This is a genomic window from Streptomyces sp. NPDC008150 (genome assembly GCF_042956945.1).
In the GTDB taxonomy this organism is placed as follows: domain Bacteria; phylum Actinomycetota; class Actinomycetes; order Streptomycetales; family Streptomycetaceae; genus Streptomyces.
In genome coordinates this window covers 1,107,955-1,124,588 of sequence record NZ_JBIBHJ010000001.1, presented here as the reverse complement: position 1 = coordinate 1,124,588, position 16,634 = coordinate 1,107,955, and the positions used below count along the sequence as shown (strand labels likewise).

Here is a 16,634-nt window from a genome sequence, read left to right as displayed (position 1 = left end):
ACGCGGGCACCGCCGCCGCGCGCTCCGTCGGTCCGGCCGGGATCCGCCCGGCCGCCGCGCGCATTCACAGGGAGGACGCCGCATGGCGCACGCCACCGAGCCTGCGGACACCCTCGCCGCGGAACTGGACGCCGCCCTGCGCTTCGGGCCCTTCCACGTCGCACTGCGCGCCGCCATCGCCGCCCGGGGTCTGCCGCTGCAACGCGTCCAGCACCATCTGTCGCGTCACGGGGTCAAGGTCGGTGTCACCAGCCTCAGTTACTGGCAGCAGGGGGCGCGGCGCCCGCAGCGCCCGGAGTCCCTGCGGGCCGTCCGGGCGCTGGAGGACATCCTGCGGCTGCCGGAGGAGTCGCTGCTGCGTCTTCTCGTGGACGGGGACACGGAGACGGTCGGCGGACCGGACGTTCCGGCGGTGGCACCGGTGTGCGAGTACCACCCGCCGGCGGAACCCCTGGCGGGCCCCGGATCACGGCCCCCGGTCGACGACTTTCCCGAGGACGTGCCGGCAGGGCCGGGGGCACCCTCCGACAGTGGGTTGCACGTGCTCGGCCTGCACGAACGGATCCGGATCGGTGCCCGCCGCGAACTCGCCCATTACGAGGCGCAGTTGATAGTGCGGGCCCGCGCGGACGGCGTCGACCGCTTCGTGGCGGCGCACCGCGGGGACGCCGGATGCGCCCCGCACCGTATGACGGCGCACGCCCTGGAGAACTGCCGTACGGGCAGGGTGCGTTGGCACCAGGGAACGGGACTCTTCGTGGCCGAGCTGCTCTTCGACACCACCCTTCGGGCGGGCGACACCTTCCTGTTCCGCTACGGCGTCGAGGACGGCACGGCCGGTGAGTCGCGGCAGTACGTGCGCGACGTCGACTTCGCGGACGGCCAGTACTCGTTGCAGGTGCGGTTCGACGCGGGGAACCTGCCGGCCCGCTGCCACCGGGTCGCGCAGCGCGCCGCCTCCGCGCGCGGGGACGGCGAGGAGCTGGTGCTCAGCGGGCGGCATCACGCGGTGCACGTGGTGGAGCCCCGGGTGCGGACGGGGCGCCTGGGCATCGGATGGGACTGGGAGTGACGCGGCCGCCACCGGGCCGCCCTGCCCCGGGGGCCGCGGGTCAGGCGCCGGGACCCGCGACGATCTTGCCGTTCTTGCTCTCCACCTGGAGCGGGTGCAGCGGTTCGGTCGCCGGCGAGCGCACGACCTTGCCCGTCGTCGCGTCGAACTCGCTGCCGTGGCAGGGGCAGACGAGGGTCGTGCCCCGGAGCGTGTTGATCGCGCACTGCGCGTGCGTGCAGATGCTGCTGAACGCCTTGAGGGTCCCGTCCTCGGCGCGGCTGACCACCACGTTCTGATCCTCGTAGAGCTTCGCCGCACCCTTGGCCACCTCGTTGTCGGCGCCGAGCGTCACCGGTGCCGTGGGGGTGGCGGAGGGCGAGGCGTCGCCGCCCCCGGAGGAGCAGGCGGCGAGGCCGAGCCCGGCGACGGGGGTGACGGCGGCTCCGCGCAGGAGGGTACGGCGGCTCGGGGCGGGACGGCCGGACATCTGGATCTCCACTTGGTCGGGTAGGTGCGGTCCGACCGTCGACGGGCCGGCCGGCCGGCTCCCTGGAGACGGCCCAAGCCCGACGATACCGGGGCGGACCCGGCGTTCCGGAAGGGGGCTCGCCCGGCGCCCGCACGCCGTCGCGCCCTCCGCCACCGGGCCGGTCCGGGGCGCGCGGGCGCTTCCGTACCCTGGGCGCACGGCGCGGGCGGCCGCCGTGCGGTGCCGCGAGGGGAGCGCCCCGGCGAAACCGCGCACGCACCCGCACGCCCGCGCCGGCCGTCCCGTTGAGAGAGGAACCGTCTCGTGATCGTCGTCGCCGGTGAGGCCCTGATCGACCTGGTCCCCCAAGGCAGGGGCGCCCTCGGACCCCTGAAGCCCGCCCTGGGCGGCGGCCCGTACAACACGGCCGTGGCCCTCGGCCGCCTGGGCTCACCCACCGCCTTCTGTTCCCGGACCTCGGACGACGCCTTCGGCGAGGCCCTCCTCGACGGACTGCGCGACGCGGGTGTGGACGTGTCCTGTGTGCAGCGCGGCGGAGAGCCGACCACCCTCGCCGTGGCGACGGTCGACGCGGGCGGTTCGGCCTCGTACTCCTTCTACGTGGAGGGCACCGCCGACCGCCTCTTCGCCATGCCCGCGCGGCTTCCCGGGGCGACCCGCGCGGTGTCCTTCGGCACCTGCTCGCTGGTGCTGGAGCCGGGGGCGAGCGCCTACGAGGAACTGCTGCGCACCTGCGCGGACCGCGGTGTCTTCACCGCGCTCGACCCCAATGTCCGGGCGGGTCTCGTCCCGGACGCCGATGCCTACCGGGCGAGGTTCGCGAGCTGGCTCCCCTCCGTCCGCCTGCTGAAGCTGTCCGAGGAGGACGCGGAGTGGCTGGGCGGCTCTCCGCGCGAGTGGCTGGCGGCGGGTCCCTCCGCCGTGGTGGTCACGCGGGGCGGGGACGGGCTGACCGCCTTCACCGCGGACGGCGCCGAGTACTCCGTGCCCGGCGAGCGGGTGTCCGTGGTGGACACCATCGGCGCGGGCGACACGGTCAACGCGGCGCTGCTGCACGGCCTTTCGGCTCGCGGGGCACTGTCCGCGGAGGGCGTCGCGGGCCTGGACGCCGACGGCTGGACGCAGTTGCTGGGGTTCGCCGCGCGCGCTGCGGCGATCACCTGTTCGCGGGCGGGCGCCGAACCGCCGTACGCGGCCGAACTGGTCGGCCTTTAAAGGGACTTCGTCGGGAGGCGGGGACGCCCGGCCGCGCCCCCGTCGTGCTCGAATTCCTCTGTGTTCTTGTCAAGGTGCCCGGGGCGCGACCGGAAACCGGTCGGCCGCCGGACCGCGGAATCGGTGCGGCTGGACAGAGAACGACCGGTGCCCCACGGTCGGTTCCCGTGGAGCACCGGTCATTTCCCGATTGTTCGTGATACGTCCCGCCGGTGGGGCTTCGGCCGAAAAATCGGATCCGGTCCGCCCCGGCACGAGCCGGGACGGACCGGACGACGGCGGCAGCCGCCCGCTCAGGCCTTGCGGGCCCGCGTCGTCTTCTTGGCGGCAGCGGGCGACGCCTTCTTGGCGCCCGCCTTCGTCGCCGCGGACGTCGACTTCGCCGGCGTGGTCTTCGCCGTCGTGGTCTTCGCCGCACCGGTCTTGGCCGTCGTCGTCCTGCGCGCCGTGGCCCCGGCAGCGACCGCCTTCTTCGCGGCCGCCTTGCGCGGAGCCTTCACCGGGGCGGCGTCGCTGATCCGCTCCGCGTCGAGGACCTCCCGCAGGAACTTGCCGGTGTGGCTGGCCGGCACTCCGGCCACTTCCTCGGGCGTGCCCTCCGCGACGACGAGACCACCGCCCGCGCCCCCTTCGGGACCCATGTCGACAACCCAGTCGGCGGTCTTGATCACGTCGAGGTTGTGCTCGATGACGACGACCGTGTTGCCCTTGTCCACCAGCCCGGAGAGCACCGTCAGCAACTTGCTGATGTCCTCGAAGTGCAGACCGGTGGTCGGCTCGTCCAGGACGTAGACGGTGCGGCCGGTCGAGCGCCGCTGGAGTTCGCTGGCGAGCTTGACGCGCTGCGCCTCGCCGCCGGACAGCGTGGTGGCCGACTGCCCGAGGCGGACGTAGCCGAGACCGACGTCGTTGAGCGTGCGCAGGTGGCGGGAGATCGCGGGAACGGCCTCGAAGAAGTCCATGGCCTCCTCGATCGGCATGTTCAGCACGTCGGCGATGGACTTGCCCTTGTAGTGGACCTCCAGGGTCTCCCGGTTGTACCGGGCACCGTGGCAGACCTCGCACGGGACGTAGACGTCCGGGAGGAAGTTCATCTCGATCTTGATCGTGCCGTCGCCGGCGCAGTTCTCGCAGCGGCCGCCCTTGACGTTGAAGGAGAAGCGGCCCGGCAGGTAGCCGCGGACCTTCGCCTCCATCGTCTCCGCGAACAGCTTGCGCACGTGGTCGAAGACACCGGTGTACGTCGCCGGGTTCGACCGCGGGGTGCGGCCGATGGGCGACTGGTCCACGTGCACGACCTTGTCGACCAGGTCGTCGCCCGCCACGCGCGTGTGCCGCCCGGGGACGCTCCTCGCGCCGTTCAGCTCACGGGCGAGGTGGGTGTAGAGGATGTCGTTGACCAGGGTCGACTTTCCGGAACCCGACACGCCCGTGACCGCGGTGAACACGCCCAGCGGGAACGACACGTCGATGTTCTGGAGGTTGTTCTCACGCGCGCCGTGCACGGTGAGCTGCCGGCCCGGGTCGAGCGGGCGCCTGACGTCGGGCACCGGGATGGCCTTGCGGCCGGAGAGGTACGCCCCGGTCTGCGACTCCTTGTTGGCGAGCAGCTCCTTGAGGGAGCCGCTGTGCACGACCTTGCCGCCGTGCTCACCGGCTCCGGGGCCGATGTCGACGATCCAGTCGGCGACCTTGATCGTGTCCTCGTCGTGCTCGACGACGATGAGCGTGTTGCCCATGTCGCGCAGCCTGACCAGGGTCTCGATGAGCCGGTGGTTGTCGCGCTGGTGCAGGCCGATGGACGGCTCGTCGAGGACGTAGAGGACGCCGACGAGGCCGGAGCCGATCTGCGTGGCCAGCCGGATGCGCTGGGCCTCGCCGCCGGACAGGGTGCCGGCCGCGCGGTTCAGCGAGAGGTAGTCGAGGCCCACGTCGACCAGGAAGCGGAGCCGTTCGTTGACCTCCTTGAGGACGCGTTCGGCGATCTTCTTGTCGCGGGCGCTCAGCCGCAGCCTACCCAGGAACTCCGCGCAGTCGCTGATGGACATGGCGGCGACCTCGGCGATCGACTTCTCCATGACCGTGACCGCGAGGACGATCGGCTTGAGGCGCGTGCCCTCGCAGACCGGGCAGGGGACCTCGCGCATGTAGCCCTCGAAGCGCTCCCTGCTGGTGTCGCTCTCCGCCTCGCTGTGCCGCCGCTTCACGAACGGCACCGCGCCCTCGAACGCGGTCGTGTACACGCGCTCGCGGCCGTACCGGTTGCGGTAGCGGACCTCGATCTGCGTGCGGTGCCCGTACAGCAGAGCCTTCTTGGCGCGCTGCGGGAGGCCCGCGAAGGGGATGTCCGTGCGGAAGCCGAGGGCGTCCGCGAGGGCGCCGACGAGCCGGCCGAAGTAGTCCTTGGAGTGACCGTGCGACCAGGGGTGGATGGCGCCCTCGTCGAGGGACTTGTCCGGGTCGGGGACGATCAGCTCGGCGTCGACCTCCATGCGCGTACCGATGCCGCTGCACTCGGGACAGGCTCCGAAGGGCGAGTTGAACGAGAAGGAGCGCGGCTCCAGCTCCTCGAAGGACAGGTCGTCGTAGGCGCAGTACAGGTGCTCGGAGTACATGCGCTCGCGCTCGGGGTCGTCCTCCGGGAGGTCGACGAAGTCGAGCACGACCATGCCGCCGGACAGGCCGAGGGCCGTCTCGACGGAGTCGGTGAGGCGGCGCTTCGCGGAGTCCTTCACCGTGAGGCGGTCGATGACCACCTCGATGGTGTGCTTCTCCTGCTTCTTCAGCGTGGGCGGTTCCGAGAGCTGGATCGTCTCGCCGTCCACGCGCGCGCGGCTGTAGCCCTTGGTCTGGAGGTCGGAGAAGAGGTCGACGAACTCCCCCTTGCGCTCGCGCACCAGCGGCGACAGCACCTGGAAGCGGCTGCCCTCGGGCAGTTCCAGGACCTTGTCGACGATGGCCTGCGGCGACTGGCGGGAGATGGGCCGGCCGCATTCGGGGCAGTGCGGCTTGCCGATGCGCGCGAACAGCAGGCGCAGGTAGTCGTAGACCTCGGTGATGGTGCCGACCGTGGAGCGCGGGTTGCGCGACGTGGACTTCTGGTCGATGGAGACCGCGGGGGAAAGTCCCTCGATGAAGTCGACGTCCGGCTTGTCCATCTGGCCGAGGAACTGCCGCGCGTACGACGACAGCGACTCGACGTAGCGCCGCTGGCCCTCGGCGAAGATCGTGTCGAAGGCCAGGGAGGACTTGCCCGACCCCGACAGGCCCGTGAAGACGATGAGCGAGTCACGCGGCAGGTCGAGCGAGACATTTCTGAGGTTGTGCTCGCGCGCGCCACGGACGATGAGACGGTCGGCCACGCCGGTCCGCACCTTTCTTGAGAGAAGTGACAGGGCTGGGCCCCGTCTTTCCCAGACTAGGGGGAGCCACTGACAACGCCGGTCGGATTCCGGTCGGCATAACAATCCCCGGCCCTCCAGCATGCCCGACGCTATCCCCGACCATATAGCACGTGTATTCGAATTTGGGACGCGCTCCGGCGTCTTCACCCGAAGGTGTGGCGGGGCCTACTGTCGAGGGCATGACCGATCACGCACGTGACCTGGAGTCTGTACGTGAAGCGACCGGGCGGCTGCTCGCCGCAGCCGCCGCTCTGGACAACGCCGCGGTGACGCAACCGTCACGGCTGCCCGGCTGGAGCCGTGGTCACGTCCTGGCGCACCTCTCCCGGAACGCGGACGCGTTCGTCAACGTCCTCGACGGCCGTCCCATGTACGTCTCGGACGCCGATCGGGACGCCGACATCGCGCGGGACGCCGCTCGCCCCCTCCCCGAGCACCTCGCCGACCTGCGGGCGAGCACGGCCCGCATGGAGCGCGCGGCCGTCCTGACGACCGACTGGACGCGGACGGTGGAACTGCGCAACGGGGTCACCGACACCGCGGCACGGCTCCCGTTCCGCCGGTGGGCCGAGGTCGAGCTGCACCACGTGGACCTCGACACGGGCTACGAGCTCGAACACCTGCCGGAGGAGTTCACGGAACGGGAGATCGGGTTCCTCGCCGCCCGCTTCGCCGGGCGGACCGACGTCCCCGCGACCCGGCTGACGGACACCACGCGCGCGTGGACGACGGGCGAGGAGGCGGCGGACCCCGCGATCGTCGTGACCGGCGCCCGCGCCGGTCTGCTCGGCTGGCTCGCCGGACGCCGGGCCGGGGACGGGCTCTCGGTGACCGGCGGCGAACTGCCCGCGCTCCCGCCGCTGTAGACACCGACGGCCCCCGCGCCCGGCGGCGCACCGCCACGGGCGGACGGCTCCCCCGCGCGTACCGGCGCTCCCCCGGCCGCCGCCCCGCGCCCGGCCCGGCCGGGTGCCGCCGGGCCGCTATAGGGTGACCGCCATGACGTACAGCGGAGCGGTGAAGGTCGGCGGCCCCGCCGACGTGCACGAACTGCAGAACCTGATGATCACCAAGCTCGCGGTCGGCCCCATGGACAACAACGCCTATCTGCTGCGCTGCCGCGCCACGGACGAGCAGTTGCTGATCGACGCCGCCGCCGAGGCGGAGACCCTGCTGGGCACGATCGGCGACGACGGCATCGCCTCGGTCGTCACCACGCACCGGCACGGCGACCACTGGCAGGCGCTCGCCGCGGTCGTGGCGGCGACGGGCGCGCGTACGTACGCGGGCCGCGACGACGCGGAGGGCATCCCGGTGCCCACGGACGTCCTGCTCTCCGACGGCGACGTCGTGCGCGTGGGGCAGGTCGAGCTGACCGCGCGCCACCTGGTGGGGCACACGCCGGGCTCGGTCGCCCTCGTCTACGACGACCCGCACGGACACCCGCACGTCTTCACCGGGGACTGCCTGTTCCCCGGCGGGGTGGGCAACACCCGCAAGGATCCCGCCGCGTTCGCCAGCCTGATCCGTGACGTCGAGACCAAGATCTTCGACGCGCTCCCGGACGAGACCTGGGTCTACCCCGGTCACGGCAACGACACCACCCTGGGCGCCGAGCGACCGCACCTGCCGGAGTGGCACGCGCGCGGGTGGTGACCGGCGGACGGTCGCGGGGCCGGAACCGGCTGTTCGCACAGGGCGGTTGGGGCGGCCCCGCGCAAGCCCGGCGGCGGGCGTTCACGAGATCGCAACACGCGTTCCCACCATGCGGGACGAACCCTGTTGTGACCTCGACAAACCGGGGACGGCCTGCCACTCTCCCGCCATGCACCCCGCTCCGTACGCGCGCCATGCCGCCGTCGCCGCCCTCGCCGCCCTTCTGTTCACCGCAGCCGTCGGCTGTGCGCCGCAGCCCGAGGAGAAGGCCTCCGCGCCCGCGTCGGGCACGACGGCGAGCACCTGCGCCGGGAGCGGGCTCGACACCAAGTCCTCCGGCAAGCTGACGGTCGCGACGGACGAGCCCGCCTACGAGCCGTGGTTCAAGGACGGCAAGCCGGCCAACGGCGAGGGCTTCGAGTCGGCAGTGGCCTACGCGGTCGCCAAGAAGCTCGGTTACGCCCGAAGCGCCGTGGTGTGGCAGAGCGTCCCCTTCAACAAGGCGTTCGCGCCCGGTGTGAAGACGTTCGACTTCGACATCAACCAGGTGTCCATCAGCGCCGAGCGCAAGAAGGCCGTGGACTTCTCCTCGGGCTACTACGACGTGCGCCAGGCGGTCGTCGCGCTCAAGGGCTCCGCCGCGGCGAAGGCCACCGGCCTCGCCGATCTGCGGAACGTGAAGCTGGGCGCCCAGGTGGGCACCACCAGCCTCGACTACATCGACGACGTGGTGAAGCCGAAGCGGGACGCCGCCGTCTACGCCAAGAGCGACCAGGTCAAGTCGGCGCTGGAGAACGGTCAGGTGGACGCCGTGGTCCTGGACCTGCCCACCGCGTTCTACGTGACCTCCGCCGAGGTGACCGACGCGAAGATCGTCGGCCAGTTCGAGAACCAGGGCGGTACGCCGGAGCAGTTCGGCCTGGTGCTCGACAAGGGCAGCCCGCTCACGTCGTGCGTCTCGAAGGCCGTGGACGCCCTGCGCGCGGACGGCACCCTGGCGAAGATCGAGCAGCAGTGGCTGTCGGACGCCGTCGACGCGCCCGTGCTCAAGTGACGCTCCTGAAGCCGGAGTCCGGCCCTCCCGACGACGGCGACGCCCCGGGCGGCGCCCGCGCGGACACCGACGACCCGTACGTGCCGTCGCGGCGGCGGCTCGAACGCGAGCGTCACCGCCGGACGCGCGCCCGGGCTGCGGCCGTCGTCGCGACGCTGTCGACAGCGGTCACCGCGGCGGTCCTGTACGTCGTGGTGACCGGCGCGCCCGGCTGGCCGCGCACCAGGGAGACGTTCTTCAACGGCCGGTACGCGCGCGAGGCGCTGCCCAGGGTGCTCGACGGGCTGTGGCTCAACGTCCGGCTGCTGCTGGTCTGCGGAGCGGCCGTCCTGGTCCTCGGCATGCTGATCGCGATCGCCCGGACCCTGCGCGGGCCGGTGTTCTTCCCGGTGCGCGTACTGGCCGCCGCGTACACGGACTTCTTCCGCGGGCTGCCGCTGATCATCACCCTGATGATCGTGGTCTTCGGGGTCCCGGCGCTGCGCCTCCAGGGCGTCACCGTCGACCCCGTGCTGCTGGGCGGTACGGCGCTCACGCTGACGTACTCGGCGTACGTCGCGGAGGTGTTCCGCGCCGGCATCGAGTCCGTGCACCCCTCGCAGCGCGCCGCCGCCCGCTCGCTGGGGCTCACGAACCGTCAGACGCTGCGCCACGTCGTGCTCCCGCAGGCCGTGCGCCGTCAGGTGCCGGCGCTGCTGAACGACCTGGTGTCGCTCCAGAAGGACACCGGGCTCGTGTCGATCGGCGGTGCCGTGGACGCGGTGCGCGCGGCCGACATCATCGTGGGGCGCAGCCTCAACTACACGCCGTACATCGTGGCCGGCCTGGTCTTCGTGGCGCTGACCATCCCGATGACCCGCCTCACCGACTGGGTGACGGCCCGCATGGACCGCAGGCGCACGCAGGGAGGAACGGCATGAGCGAGGACGTCGGCGAGGGCACCGCGGTGCTGCGGGTGGAGTCCGTCCGCAAGTCGTTCGGCGACTCGCTCGTCCTGCGCGACGTGGACCTCGACGTCACCTCGCACACGGTGACCGCGCTGATCGGCGCCTCCGGCTCCGGCAAGTCGACGCTGCTCAGGTGCGCCGGCCTGCTGGAGGAGATCGACGACGGGGCGGTGTGGCTGGACGGCGAGGAGATCACCGCCCCGCGTGTCGACCAGGACGCGGTGCGGCGCCGCATCGGTGTGGTGTTCCAGGCCTACAACCTCTTCCCGCACATGACGGTGCTGGAGAACATCACCCTCGCCCCGCGCCGTGTCCACGGCGTGCGGCGCGCGGAGGCCGAGGAGCGGGCCCGGGAACTGCTGGACCGCCTCGGCCTCGGCGCGCGGGCCGGTGAGTACCCGGACCGGCTCAGCGGCGGTCAGCAGCAGCGCGTCGCCATCGTCCGCGCCCTGGCCGTACGTCCGCGCCTGCTGCTGCTCGACGAGATCACGGCCGCCCTGGACCCCGAACTGGTGGGCGAGGTACTGGCCGTGGTCCGTGGCCTCAAGGAGGACGGCATGACCATGGTGCTGGCCACGCACGAGATGGCCTTCGCGCGCGAGGTGGCCGACCAGGTCTGCTTCCTCGACGGCGGCGTGGTCCTGGAACGCGGCACTCCGCAGGAGGTGTTCGGCGACCCGCGCGAGGAGCGAACCCGGCGCTTCCTGCGGCGGATCGTGGAGGCCGGCCGGCTCTAGGCCGGGGCGGGCACGGGCTCAGGTGGCGGCCGCGGCGGGGCCGGCGAGCTCTGCCACCCGCTCCACCGCGAAGACGTAGCCCCGCACACCGCAGCCCGCGATGACGCCGTCCGCACGCAGCGAGACGTAGGAGTGGTGCCGGAACGACTCGCGCCTGTGGATGTTGGAGATGTGGACCTCCAGCACCGGAAGTCCCTCGCAGGCGTTGAGCGCGTCCAGGATCGCGACCGAAGTGTGCGAGTACGCGCCCGGGTTGATGACGATGCCCACGTGGTGCAGACGGGCCTCGTGGATCCAGTCGATCAACTCGCCCTCGTGGTTGGACTGCCGGAGGTCGACCGTGCCGCCGTGCGCGGCGGCCGCCTTGGCGCACATCTCCTCGATGTCGGCGAGCGTCTCCCGGCCGTAGATCTCCGGCTGCCGCTGCCCCAGGAGGTTCAGGTTGGGGCCGTTGAGGATCATGATCGGGGCGCTGGCGAGGGTGCGGGGCACGGTTCCTCCGGTCCGTTCGCGGTGTGCGGCCCGGACGGGACCGCTGCTCGGACCCGGTTTATCACGGTGCGCGCGCACGCGTGCCTGCCCTACCGTCGACGCATGCAGACACCCGTGTATCCGCCCAAGCCCGCGGCCGGGGACCAGGTCGCCGTGATCTCACCGTCGGCGGGCCTGCCGGGTCTCCTCCCGCTGCCCTTCGAACTCGGCCTGGAGCGGCTGCGCACCCTCTACGGCCTCAGGCCGGTGGAGTACCCGGCGACGCGGAAGATGGGCTCCACGCCCCAGGAGCGCGCCGACGACATCCACGCGGCCTTCGCCGACCCCGCCGTCAGGGCCGTCCTCGCGTCGATAGGCGGCGACGACCAGATCACCGTACTGCCGTTCCTGGACCGCGAGTTGATACGGGCCAACCCGAAGCCGTTCTTCGGGTACAGCGACAACACCAACCTGCTCGCCTTCCTGCGCACCACCGGCATCGTCGGCTACCACGGCGCCTCCGTGATGGTCGAGCTGGGCCGTCCGGGCGCCATGCATCCGCAGACCGAGGCCTCGCTGCGGGCCGCGCTGTTCACCACGGGCCCGTACGAACTGGCCCCCGCCACCGACTGGAACGACGTCTCCCGCGACTGGGCGGACCCCGCCACCTTCGACTCCGAGCCCGCCACCCGGCCCGGCACCGGCTGGACGTGGCACAACGCCGACCGGGTCGCCGAGGGGCCGAGCTGGGGCGGCAACCTGGAGATCCTCGGCTGGCTGCTGATGGCGGACCGCGAGATCGCGCGCGACCTCTCCGAGTACGACGGCAACGTGCTCTTCCTGGAGACGTCCGAGGAACTGCCCAGCGCCGACGAGGTGTTCCGCGTCCTGCGCAACATGGGCGAGCGCGGACTGCTCCGGCGCTTCGGCGCGCTGCTGATGGCCCGAGCGAAGACCTGGTCGTTCCAGTCCCCCAACACGCCGGAGCAGGGCGCCCGTTACGCCGCCGAGCAGCGTGCCGCGGTGCTGCGCGCACTGCGGACGTACGCCCCGGACATGCCGGCCGTCTTCGACGTGGACCTCGGACACACCGACCCGCAGGTGGTGATCCCCTACGGCGGCACGGTGCGCGTGGACGGACCCGCCCGGCGCATCACCGTCACGTACTGACACCGGCGCGCCCCCCGCGCCCGTAACCGATGGTGACCGTGCGTGGTTGACGCGGCATGCGCGACGTACACACCGTGAGGGCGCCCTCCATGCTGCGGCTGGCCGCCGCCTCACTCGCCGGGACCGCGATCGAGTTCTACGACTTCTTCGTGTACGGCACGGCCGCGGCCCTCGTCCTCGGGCCGCTGTTCTTCCCCACGTTCTCGCCGCTCGCGGGGACGCTGGCCGCCTTCGCGACGTTCGGGGTCGGGTTCGTCGCACGACCGCTGGGCGCGGTGCTGTTCGGGCACGTCGGGGACCGCCGGGGGCGTCGTCCCGTGCTCGTCGCCTCCCTGCTCCTGACGGGCGGCGCGACCGTCGCGGTCGGCTGCGTCCCGACGTACGGCGCGATCGGCGCCGCCGCTCCCGTGCTGCTCGTCGCCCTGCGTTTCCTCCAGGGGCTCGGGCTCGGCGGCGAGTGGGGCGGGGCGGTGCTGCTGACCGCCGAGCACGCGCCGCCCGGACGGCGCGGCCTCTGGTCGAGCTTTCCGCAGATCGGACCCTCGTTCGGATTCCTGCTCGCGAACGGCGTGATGGTCGCCCTGTCCGCGACGCTCTCCGACGCGCAGTTCGCGTCGTGGGGCTGGCGGGTGCCGTTCTGGGCGTCCGGGGTGCTCGCCGTCGCCGGGCTGTGGCTGCGCTCGTCGCTGGTGGAGAGTCCCGGTTTCCTCGCGATCGACACGCACGCGCGCGTACCGTTCGTCGAGGTCGTGCGCGACCACTGGCGGCTGGTACTGCTCACGGCCGGCGCGCTGTCGCTGGGATACGCGATCTTCTACACGGTGACCACGTGGTCCCTCTCCTACGGCACCGAGCGGCTCGGCGTGGACCGGACCGTGATGCTGGTCTGCGTCATGGCCGCCATGGTGGTGAAGGGCTCGCTCACCCCCGTCTTCGCGTCGCTCAGTGACCGGCTGGGGCGGCGCCCGCTGTGCCTGGCGGGCAGCGCGCTCGCGGTCGTGTGGATGTTCCCCCTGGTGGCGCTGCTGTCGACGGGTGAGCCGCTGCTGATGTTCGCGGGTTTCCTGGGGGCGTTGATCGCGTTCATCACGATGTTCGCCGTGATCGCGGCCTATCTGCCGGAACTCTTCGACCCCCGGGTGCGCTGCACGGGCGCCGCGGTGGGCTACAACCTGGGCGGGGTCCTCGGCGGGGCGCTCACACCGATGATCGCGACCGCGCTCTCCGAGCACTCGGGGCGGGCGCCCTGGGGCGTGGGCGCCTATCTGACCGTCGTCGCGCTGGTCGCCCTGGGCTGCTTCGCCCTGCTGCCCGAGACCCGCCCGGTGCGGGTGGTGGCGGAACCGGCCGCGGGCTGACGCGCGGGGCGGGGGCCTGCCCCGGTCCGGCGTGCCGCCCGCGGTCCGGGAGCCGGCGCGGATCGGTCGGACGGGCGGCGGGGCGGGTCGGGGCTCAGGGGTTGATCGCCAGTTCCAGGTAGGCCGCGAAGATGACCAGGTGGACGCCACCCTGGAGCGGGGTCGCTCGTCCGGGGACGACCGTCAGCGAACTCACCACGAGCGTCAGCGCGAGCAGCAGCATGTGGGTCGCGTTGAGGCCGAGGACCAGTGGTCCGGAGAGCCAGATCGAGGCGAGGGCGACCGCCGGGATGGTCAGGCCGATGCTCGCCATCGCCGAGCCGAGCGCCAGGTTGAGGCTCGTCTGCACCCGGTCGCGCCGGGCCGAGCGCAGTGCGGCGATGGTCTCGGGCAGCAGCACGAGCAGGGCGATGATCACACCGACCACGGCGTGGTGGAGGCCGGCGGCCTCGACTCCGGACTCGATGGTGGGCGACACCCCCTTGGCGAGGCCCACCACCCCGACCAGCGCGAGGCCCAGCAGCCCGACGCTGATCCACGCGGTACGCGCGGTGGGGGCGTCGGCGTGGGAGTCGGCGGTGATCACCTCGCCCTGCCGGGTGACGGGCAGGAAGTAGTCGCGGTGCCGGACGGTCTGGGTCGCCACGAACAGCCCGTAGAGGATCAGCGACGACAGCGCGGCGAAGGTGAGCTGGACCCCGGAGAACTGCGCGCCCGGCGAACTCGTGGTGAACGTCGGCAGGACCAGGCTGAGGGTGGCCAGGGTCGCCACGGTGGCGAGTGCGGCGCCGGTGCCCTCGGGGTTGAAGACGGCGGTGCCGTGCCGCAGTGACGCCACGAGCAGGGAGATGCCGACCACGCCGTTGCAGGTGATCATCACCGCCGCGAAGACGGTGTCCCGGGCGAGCGTCGAACTCTTGTCACCGCCGTCGGCCATCAAGGTGACGATCAGCGCGACCTCGATCACCGTGACGGCGATGGCCAGGACCAGGGAGCCGAACGGTTCGCCGACCCGGTGGGCGACCACCTCCGCGTGGTGGACGGCCGCCAGCACCGATCCCGCGAGGATCACGGTGACCAGGGCGACGACGGCACCGGGCAGGTCGCGCCCCCAGGTGAGGATCAGCAGGACCACCGCGAGTGCCGGTACGAGGACCGTCCACTGCGTCATGAGCGTCCTGAGCCGAGTCGTCATGCAGTGATCGTCACAGACCCCCCTTTCCTTCGCATTCCGGTGATCCGGCCGGGGACGGGTGCTCCCGCCCAGGTTGCCGAACCTTGGCGTGGCGGTGCATGTCGTGCCATCCGTCGGCGTGCCGGGCGGCCTGCCGGCGGAGGCCCTCCCCCTCGAATCCGGCCTTGGCGGCCACGCGGCACGACGCGGGGTTCGCGGTGGAGTGTTCGAGTTCGAGCCGTTGGAATCCCGCCTCGTCCAGCGCCCAGCGGGCGGCCGCCCGTACCGCTCGGGCGGCGACTCCCGCTCCCCGGGCGGACGGCATCGTCCAGTAGGCGACCTCGGCTCCGCCGTCGAAGAAGTCCCAGGCCTTCAACGCGAGCCGGCCCAGTACCGTCTTCCCGTCGTCCGCGGTCACCGCCCAGTGGCCCGCCGTCTCGCTCTGCCAGGTCCGCCGCCAGAGCGTGATCCACTCGCGGGCCTCCGCCACCGAGTCGGCCCTGCGCACGTGCCAGCGCTGGATGTGCGGGTCCGCGTACGCCTCCACCACGCTCGCGGCGTCCGCTTCCCGCCAGGGGCGCAGCATCCCGCCGCCGTCCATGGGCAGGACCGGCTGCCCGAGGGCGGCGAGGGTTCCGGCGGTGATCGTGGGGGCGGCCAGGAGGGGCATGACGGCATCCTCCCGGAACCGGTGCCCGCACGGCCGTCCGGGCGGGAATACGGCCGGAGTTCGCCCCCGCCCGCCGGCCCTCCCGCGACCCGGCGGGCGGACCGGCGGCCGGTCGTCAGGGGAACCCTCAGGTGTCCGCGTGGTCCTTGCGGGCCTCCGCGTCGGGTTCCTCGGAGCCCTCGGCCGCGCCCTGCTTTCTGGTGGCCATCAGGCTCGTGACCGTCGTGACGGCAAGGACCGCGCAGATGACGCCCAGGGAGACCGGGATGCTGATCTCGGGCACGTGCACCCCGGACTCGTGCAGGGCGTGCAGGACGAGCTTGACGCCGATGAAGCCGAGGATCACCGACAGGCCGTAGCTGAGGTGAACCAGCTTCTTGAGCAGACCGCCGATCAGGAAGTAGAGCTGCCGCAGACCCATCAGCGCGAACGCGTTGGCGGTGAACACGATGTACGGGTCCTGCGTCAGACCGAAGATCGCGGGGATCGAGTCGAGCGCGAAGAGCACGTCGGTCGTGCCGATGGCCAGCATCACGACGAGCATCGGCGTCATGACGCGCTTGCCGTTCTCCCGGATCCACAGCTTGGTCCCGTGGTACCGGTCGGCCACGCCGAAGCGGCGTTCGACCGCCTTGAGCAGCTTGTTCTCCTCGAACTCCTCGTCCTCGTCACCGGAGCGGGCGTCCTGGATGAGCTTCCAGGCCGTCCAGATCAGGAAGGCGCCGAAGATGTAGAAGATCCACGAGAAGCTGGCGATGATCGCGGCGCCGGCGGCGATGAAGACCGTCCGCAGGACCAGCGCTATGAGTACACCGACGAGCAGGACCCGTTGCTGGTACTTCGACGGCACCGAGAACTTCGCCATGATCAGCACGAAGACGAAGAGGTTGTCCACGCTGAGCGACTTCTCGGTGATGAAGCCGGCGTAGAACTCGCCCGCCGGTCGGCCTCCCGAGAACACCAGCAGGCCGAGACCGAACAGGGCGGCCAGCGCGACCCAGACGACGGTCCAGACCCCGGCCTCCTTCACGGACACGTCATGGGGTTTTCGGCCGATCAGGAAGTCGACCGCGATGAGGGCGGCAAGGCCCACGATGGTGAGGACCCAAAGGGTCACGGAAACATCCACTGCGCCTCCGGCAGTACGTCACGGCAAATGTCAGCGTCGTCGCTGCCGGAGGTCTCTTCCACCCGGGGACCCGCGCGCGGTGCGCGAACGGAGCCTCGCGGGCCG

The 16,634-nt window shown here is 71.9% G+C and carries 15 protein-coding genes; 9 read left to right on the top strand and 6 right to left on the bottom strand.

The window, feature by feature from the left end; all coding sequences use genetic code 11:
- Positions 1 to 82: 82 nt before the first annotated feature.
- Positions 83 to 1,072: a hypothetical protein gene (locus tag ACFZA0_RS04875; RefSeq protein WP_391011261.1), complete on the top strand. Its 990-nt coding sequence runs from the start codon at positions 83 to 85 to the stop codon at positions 1,070 to 1,072.
- A gap of 40 nt (positions 1,073 to 1,112) precedes the next feature.
- Here the strand turns inward: ACFZA0_RS04875 and ACFZA0_RS04870 are convergent, their stop codons facing one another.
- A complete protein-coding gene (locus tag ACFZA0_RS04870) occupies positions 1,113 to 1,541 on the bottom strand; it encodes a Rieske 2Fe-2S domain-containing protein (RefSeq protein ID WP_391011258.1) in 429 nt (142 codons plus the stop codon).
- A gap of 306 nt (positions 1,542 to 1,847) precedes the next feature.
- Here ACFZA0_RS04870 and ACFZA0_RS04865 point away from each other — a divergent pair, with 306 nt between their 5' ends.
- The gene (locus tag ACFZA0_RS04865; protein WP_391011255.1) at positions 1,848 to 2,759 is read left to right on the top strand and encodes a PfkB family carbohydrate kinase; all 912 of its coding nucleotides are present in this window, start codon (positions 1,848 to 1,850) and stop codon (positions 2,757 to 2,759) included.
- A gap of 293 nt (positions 2,760 to 3,052) precedes the next feature.
- On the opposite strand, the gene uvrA is transcribed toward ACFZA0_RS04865, so the two are convergent.
- The gene (uvrA, locus tag ACFZA0_RS04860; RefSeq protein ID WP_391011252.1) at positions 3,053 to 6,121 is read right to left on the bottom strand and encodes an excinuclease ABC subunit UvrA; all 3,069 of its coding nucleotides are present in this window, start codon (positions 6,119 to 6,121) and stop codon (positions 3,053 to 3,055) included.
- A gap of 221 nt (positions 6,122 to 6,342) precedes the next feature.
- On the opposite strand from uvrA, the gene ACFZA0_RS04855 reads away from it, so the two are divergent.
- The 5 genes from ACFZA0_RS04855 to ACFZA0_RS04835 all read left to right on the top strand — a co-directional run bounded on the left by ACFZA0_RS04855 (position 6,343) and on the right by ACFZA0_RS04835 (position 10,557).
- Positions 6,343 to 7,029, top strand: coding sequence for a maleylpyruvate isomerase family mycothiol-dependent enzyme (locus tag ACFZA0_RS04855; protein WP_391011249.1), 687 nt, complete (start codon positions 6,343 to 6,345; stop codon positions 7,027 to 7,029).
- A 133-nt stretch (positions 7,030 to 7,162) separates the two neighbouring features.
- On the top strand, positions 7,163 to 7,819 hold the full coding sequence (locus ACFZA0_RS04850) for an MBL fold metallo-hydrolase (RefSeq protein ID WP_391011246.1): 657 nt from the start codon (positions 7,163 to 7,165) through the stop codon (positions 7,817 to 7,819).
- A gap of 169 nt (positions 7,820 to 7,988) precedes the next feature.
- Complete coding sequence (locus ACFZA0_RS04845; RefSeq protein WP_391011243.1) at positions 7,989 to 8,873, top strand: transporter substrate-binding domain-containing protein; 885 nt, start codon at positions 7,989 to 7,991, stop codon at positions 8,871 to 8,873.
- Positions 8,870 to 9,793: an ABC transporter permease subunit gene (locus ACFZA0_RS04840; RefSeq protein WP_391011240.1), complete on the top strand. Its 924-nt coding sequence runs from the start codon at positions 8,870 to 8,872 to the stop codon at positions 9,791 to 9,793. Before ACFZA0_RS04845 ends, ACFZA0_RS04840 begins: the two co-directional genes overlap by 4 nt.
- Positions 9,790 to 10,557, top strand: coding sequence for an ATP-binding cassette domain-containing protein (locus tag ACFZA0_RS04835; RefSeq protein ID WP_391011237.1), 768 nt, complete (start codon positions 9,790 to 9,792; stop codon positions 10,555 to 10,557). The genes ACFZA0_RS04840 and ACFZA0_RS04835 overlap by 4 nt, the downstream gene beginning before the upstream one ends.
- Positions 10,558 to 10,575: 18 nt before the next feature.
- Here the strand turns inward: ACFZA0_RS04835 and aroQ are convergent, their stop codons facing one another.
- Entirely contained in the window at positions 10,576 to 11,049 is a 474-nt protein-coding gene (aroQ, locus tag ACFZA0_RS04830) for a type II 3-dehydroquinate dehydratase (RefSeq protein ID WP_391011234.1), read from the bottom strand.
- A gap of 102 nt (positions 11,050 to 11,151) precedes the next feature.
- On the opposite strand from aroQ, the gene ACFZA0_RS04825 reads away from it, so the two are divergent.
- Together ACFZA0_RS04825 and ACFZA0_RS04820 are read left to right on the top strand one after the other, a co-directional pair.
- Positions 11,152 to 12,198 (top strand): LD-carboxypeptidase, encoded by a 1,047-nt coding sequence (locus ACFZA0_RS04825; RefSeq protein WP_391011231.1) that lies wholly within the window; start codon positions 11,152 to 11,154, stop codon positions 12,196 to 12,198.
- Between the two features lie 56 nt (positions 12,199 to 12,254).
- On the top strand, positions 12,255 to 13,556 hold the full coding sequence (locus tag ACFZA0_RS04820; protein WP_391011228.1) for an MFS transporter: 1,302 nt from the start codon (positions 12,255 to 12,257) through the stop codon (positions 13,554 to 13,556).
- A gap of 94 nt (positions 13,557 to 13,650) precedes the next feature.
- Here the strand turns inward: ACFZA0_RS04820 and ACFZA0_RS04815 are convergent, their stop codons facing one another.
- From ACFZA0_RS04815 to ACFZA0_RS04805, 3 genes are all read right to left on the bottom strand, one after another.
- On the bottom strand, positions 13,651 to 14,751 hold the full coding sequence (locus ACFZA0_RS04815) for a calcium:proton antiporter (RefSeq protein ID WP_391011225.1): 1,101 nt from the start codon (positions 14,749 to 14,751) through the stop codon (positions 13,651 to 13,653).
- A 10-nt stretch (positions 14,752 to 14,761) separates the two neighbouring features.
- Positions 14,762 to 15,400 (bottom strand): GNAT family N-acetyltransferase, encoded by a 639-nt coding sequence (locus ACFZA0_RS04810; RefSeq protein ID WP_391011222.1) that lies wholly within the window; start codon positions 15,398 to 15,400, stop codon positions 14,762 to 14,764.
- A gap of 127 nt (positions 15,401 to 15,527) precedes the next feature.
- Entirely contained in the window at positions 15,528 to 16,529 is a 1,002-nt protein-coding gene (locus ACFZA0_RS04805; RefSeq protein ID WP_391011219.1) for a TerC/Alx family metal homeostasis membrane protein, read from the bottom strand.
- Between the last annotated feature and the right edge of the window lie 105 nt (positions 16,530 to 16,634).

Coding starts and splice junctions, on each gene's coding strand:
- ACFZA0_RS04875 (WP_391011261.1), top strand. CDS start 83: ATGGCGCACGCCACCGAGCCTGCGGACACCCTCGCCGCGGAACTGGAC.
- ACFZA0_RS04870 (WP_391011258.1), bottom strand. CDS start 1,541: ATGTCCGGCCGTCCCGCCCCGAGCCGCCGTACCCTCCTGCGCGGAGCC.
- ACFZA0_RS04855 (WP_391011249.1), top strand. CDS start 6,343: ATGACCGATCACGCACGTGACCTGGAGTCTGTACGTGAAGCGACCGGG.
- ACFZA0_RS04850 (WP_391011246.1), top strand. CDS start 7,163: ATGACGTACAGCGGAGCGGTGAAGGTCGGCGGCCCCGCCGACGTGCAC.
- ACFZA0_RS04845 (WP_391011243.1), top strand. CDS start 7,989: ATGCACCCCGCTCCGTACGCGCGCCATGCCGCCGTCGCCGCCCTCGCC.
- ACFZA0_RS04835 (WP_391011237.1), top strand. CDS start 9,790: ATGAGCGAGGACGTCGGCGAGGGCACCGCGGTGCTGCGGGTGGAGTCC.
- ACFZA0_RS04825 (WP_391011231.1), top strand. CDS start 11,152: ATGCAGACACCCGTGTATCCGCCCAAGCCCGCGGCCGGGGACCAGGTC.
- ACFZA0_RS04820 (WP_391011228.1), top strand. CDS start 12,255: ATGCGCGACGTACACACCGTGAGGGCGCCCTCCATGCTGCGGCTGGCC.
- ACFZA0_RS04815 (WP_391011225.1), bottom strand. CDS start 14,751: ATGACGACTCGGCTCAGGACGCTCATGACGCAGTGGACGGTCCTCGTA.
- ACFZA0_RS04810 (WP_391011222.1), bottom strand. CDS start 15,400: ATGCCCCTCCTGGCCGCCCCCACGATCACCGCCGGAACCCTCGCCGCC.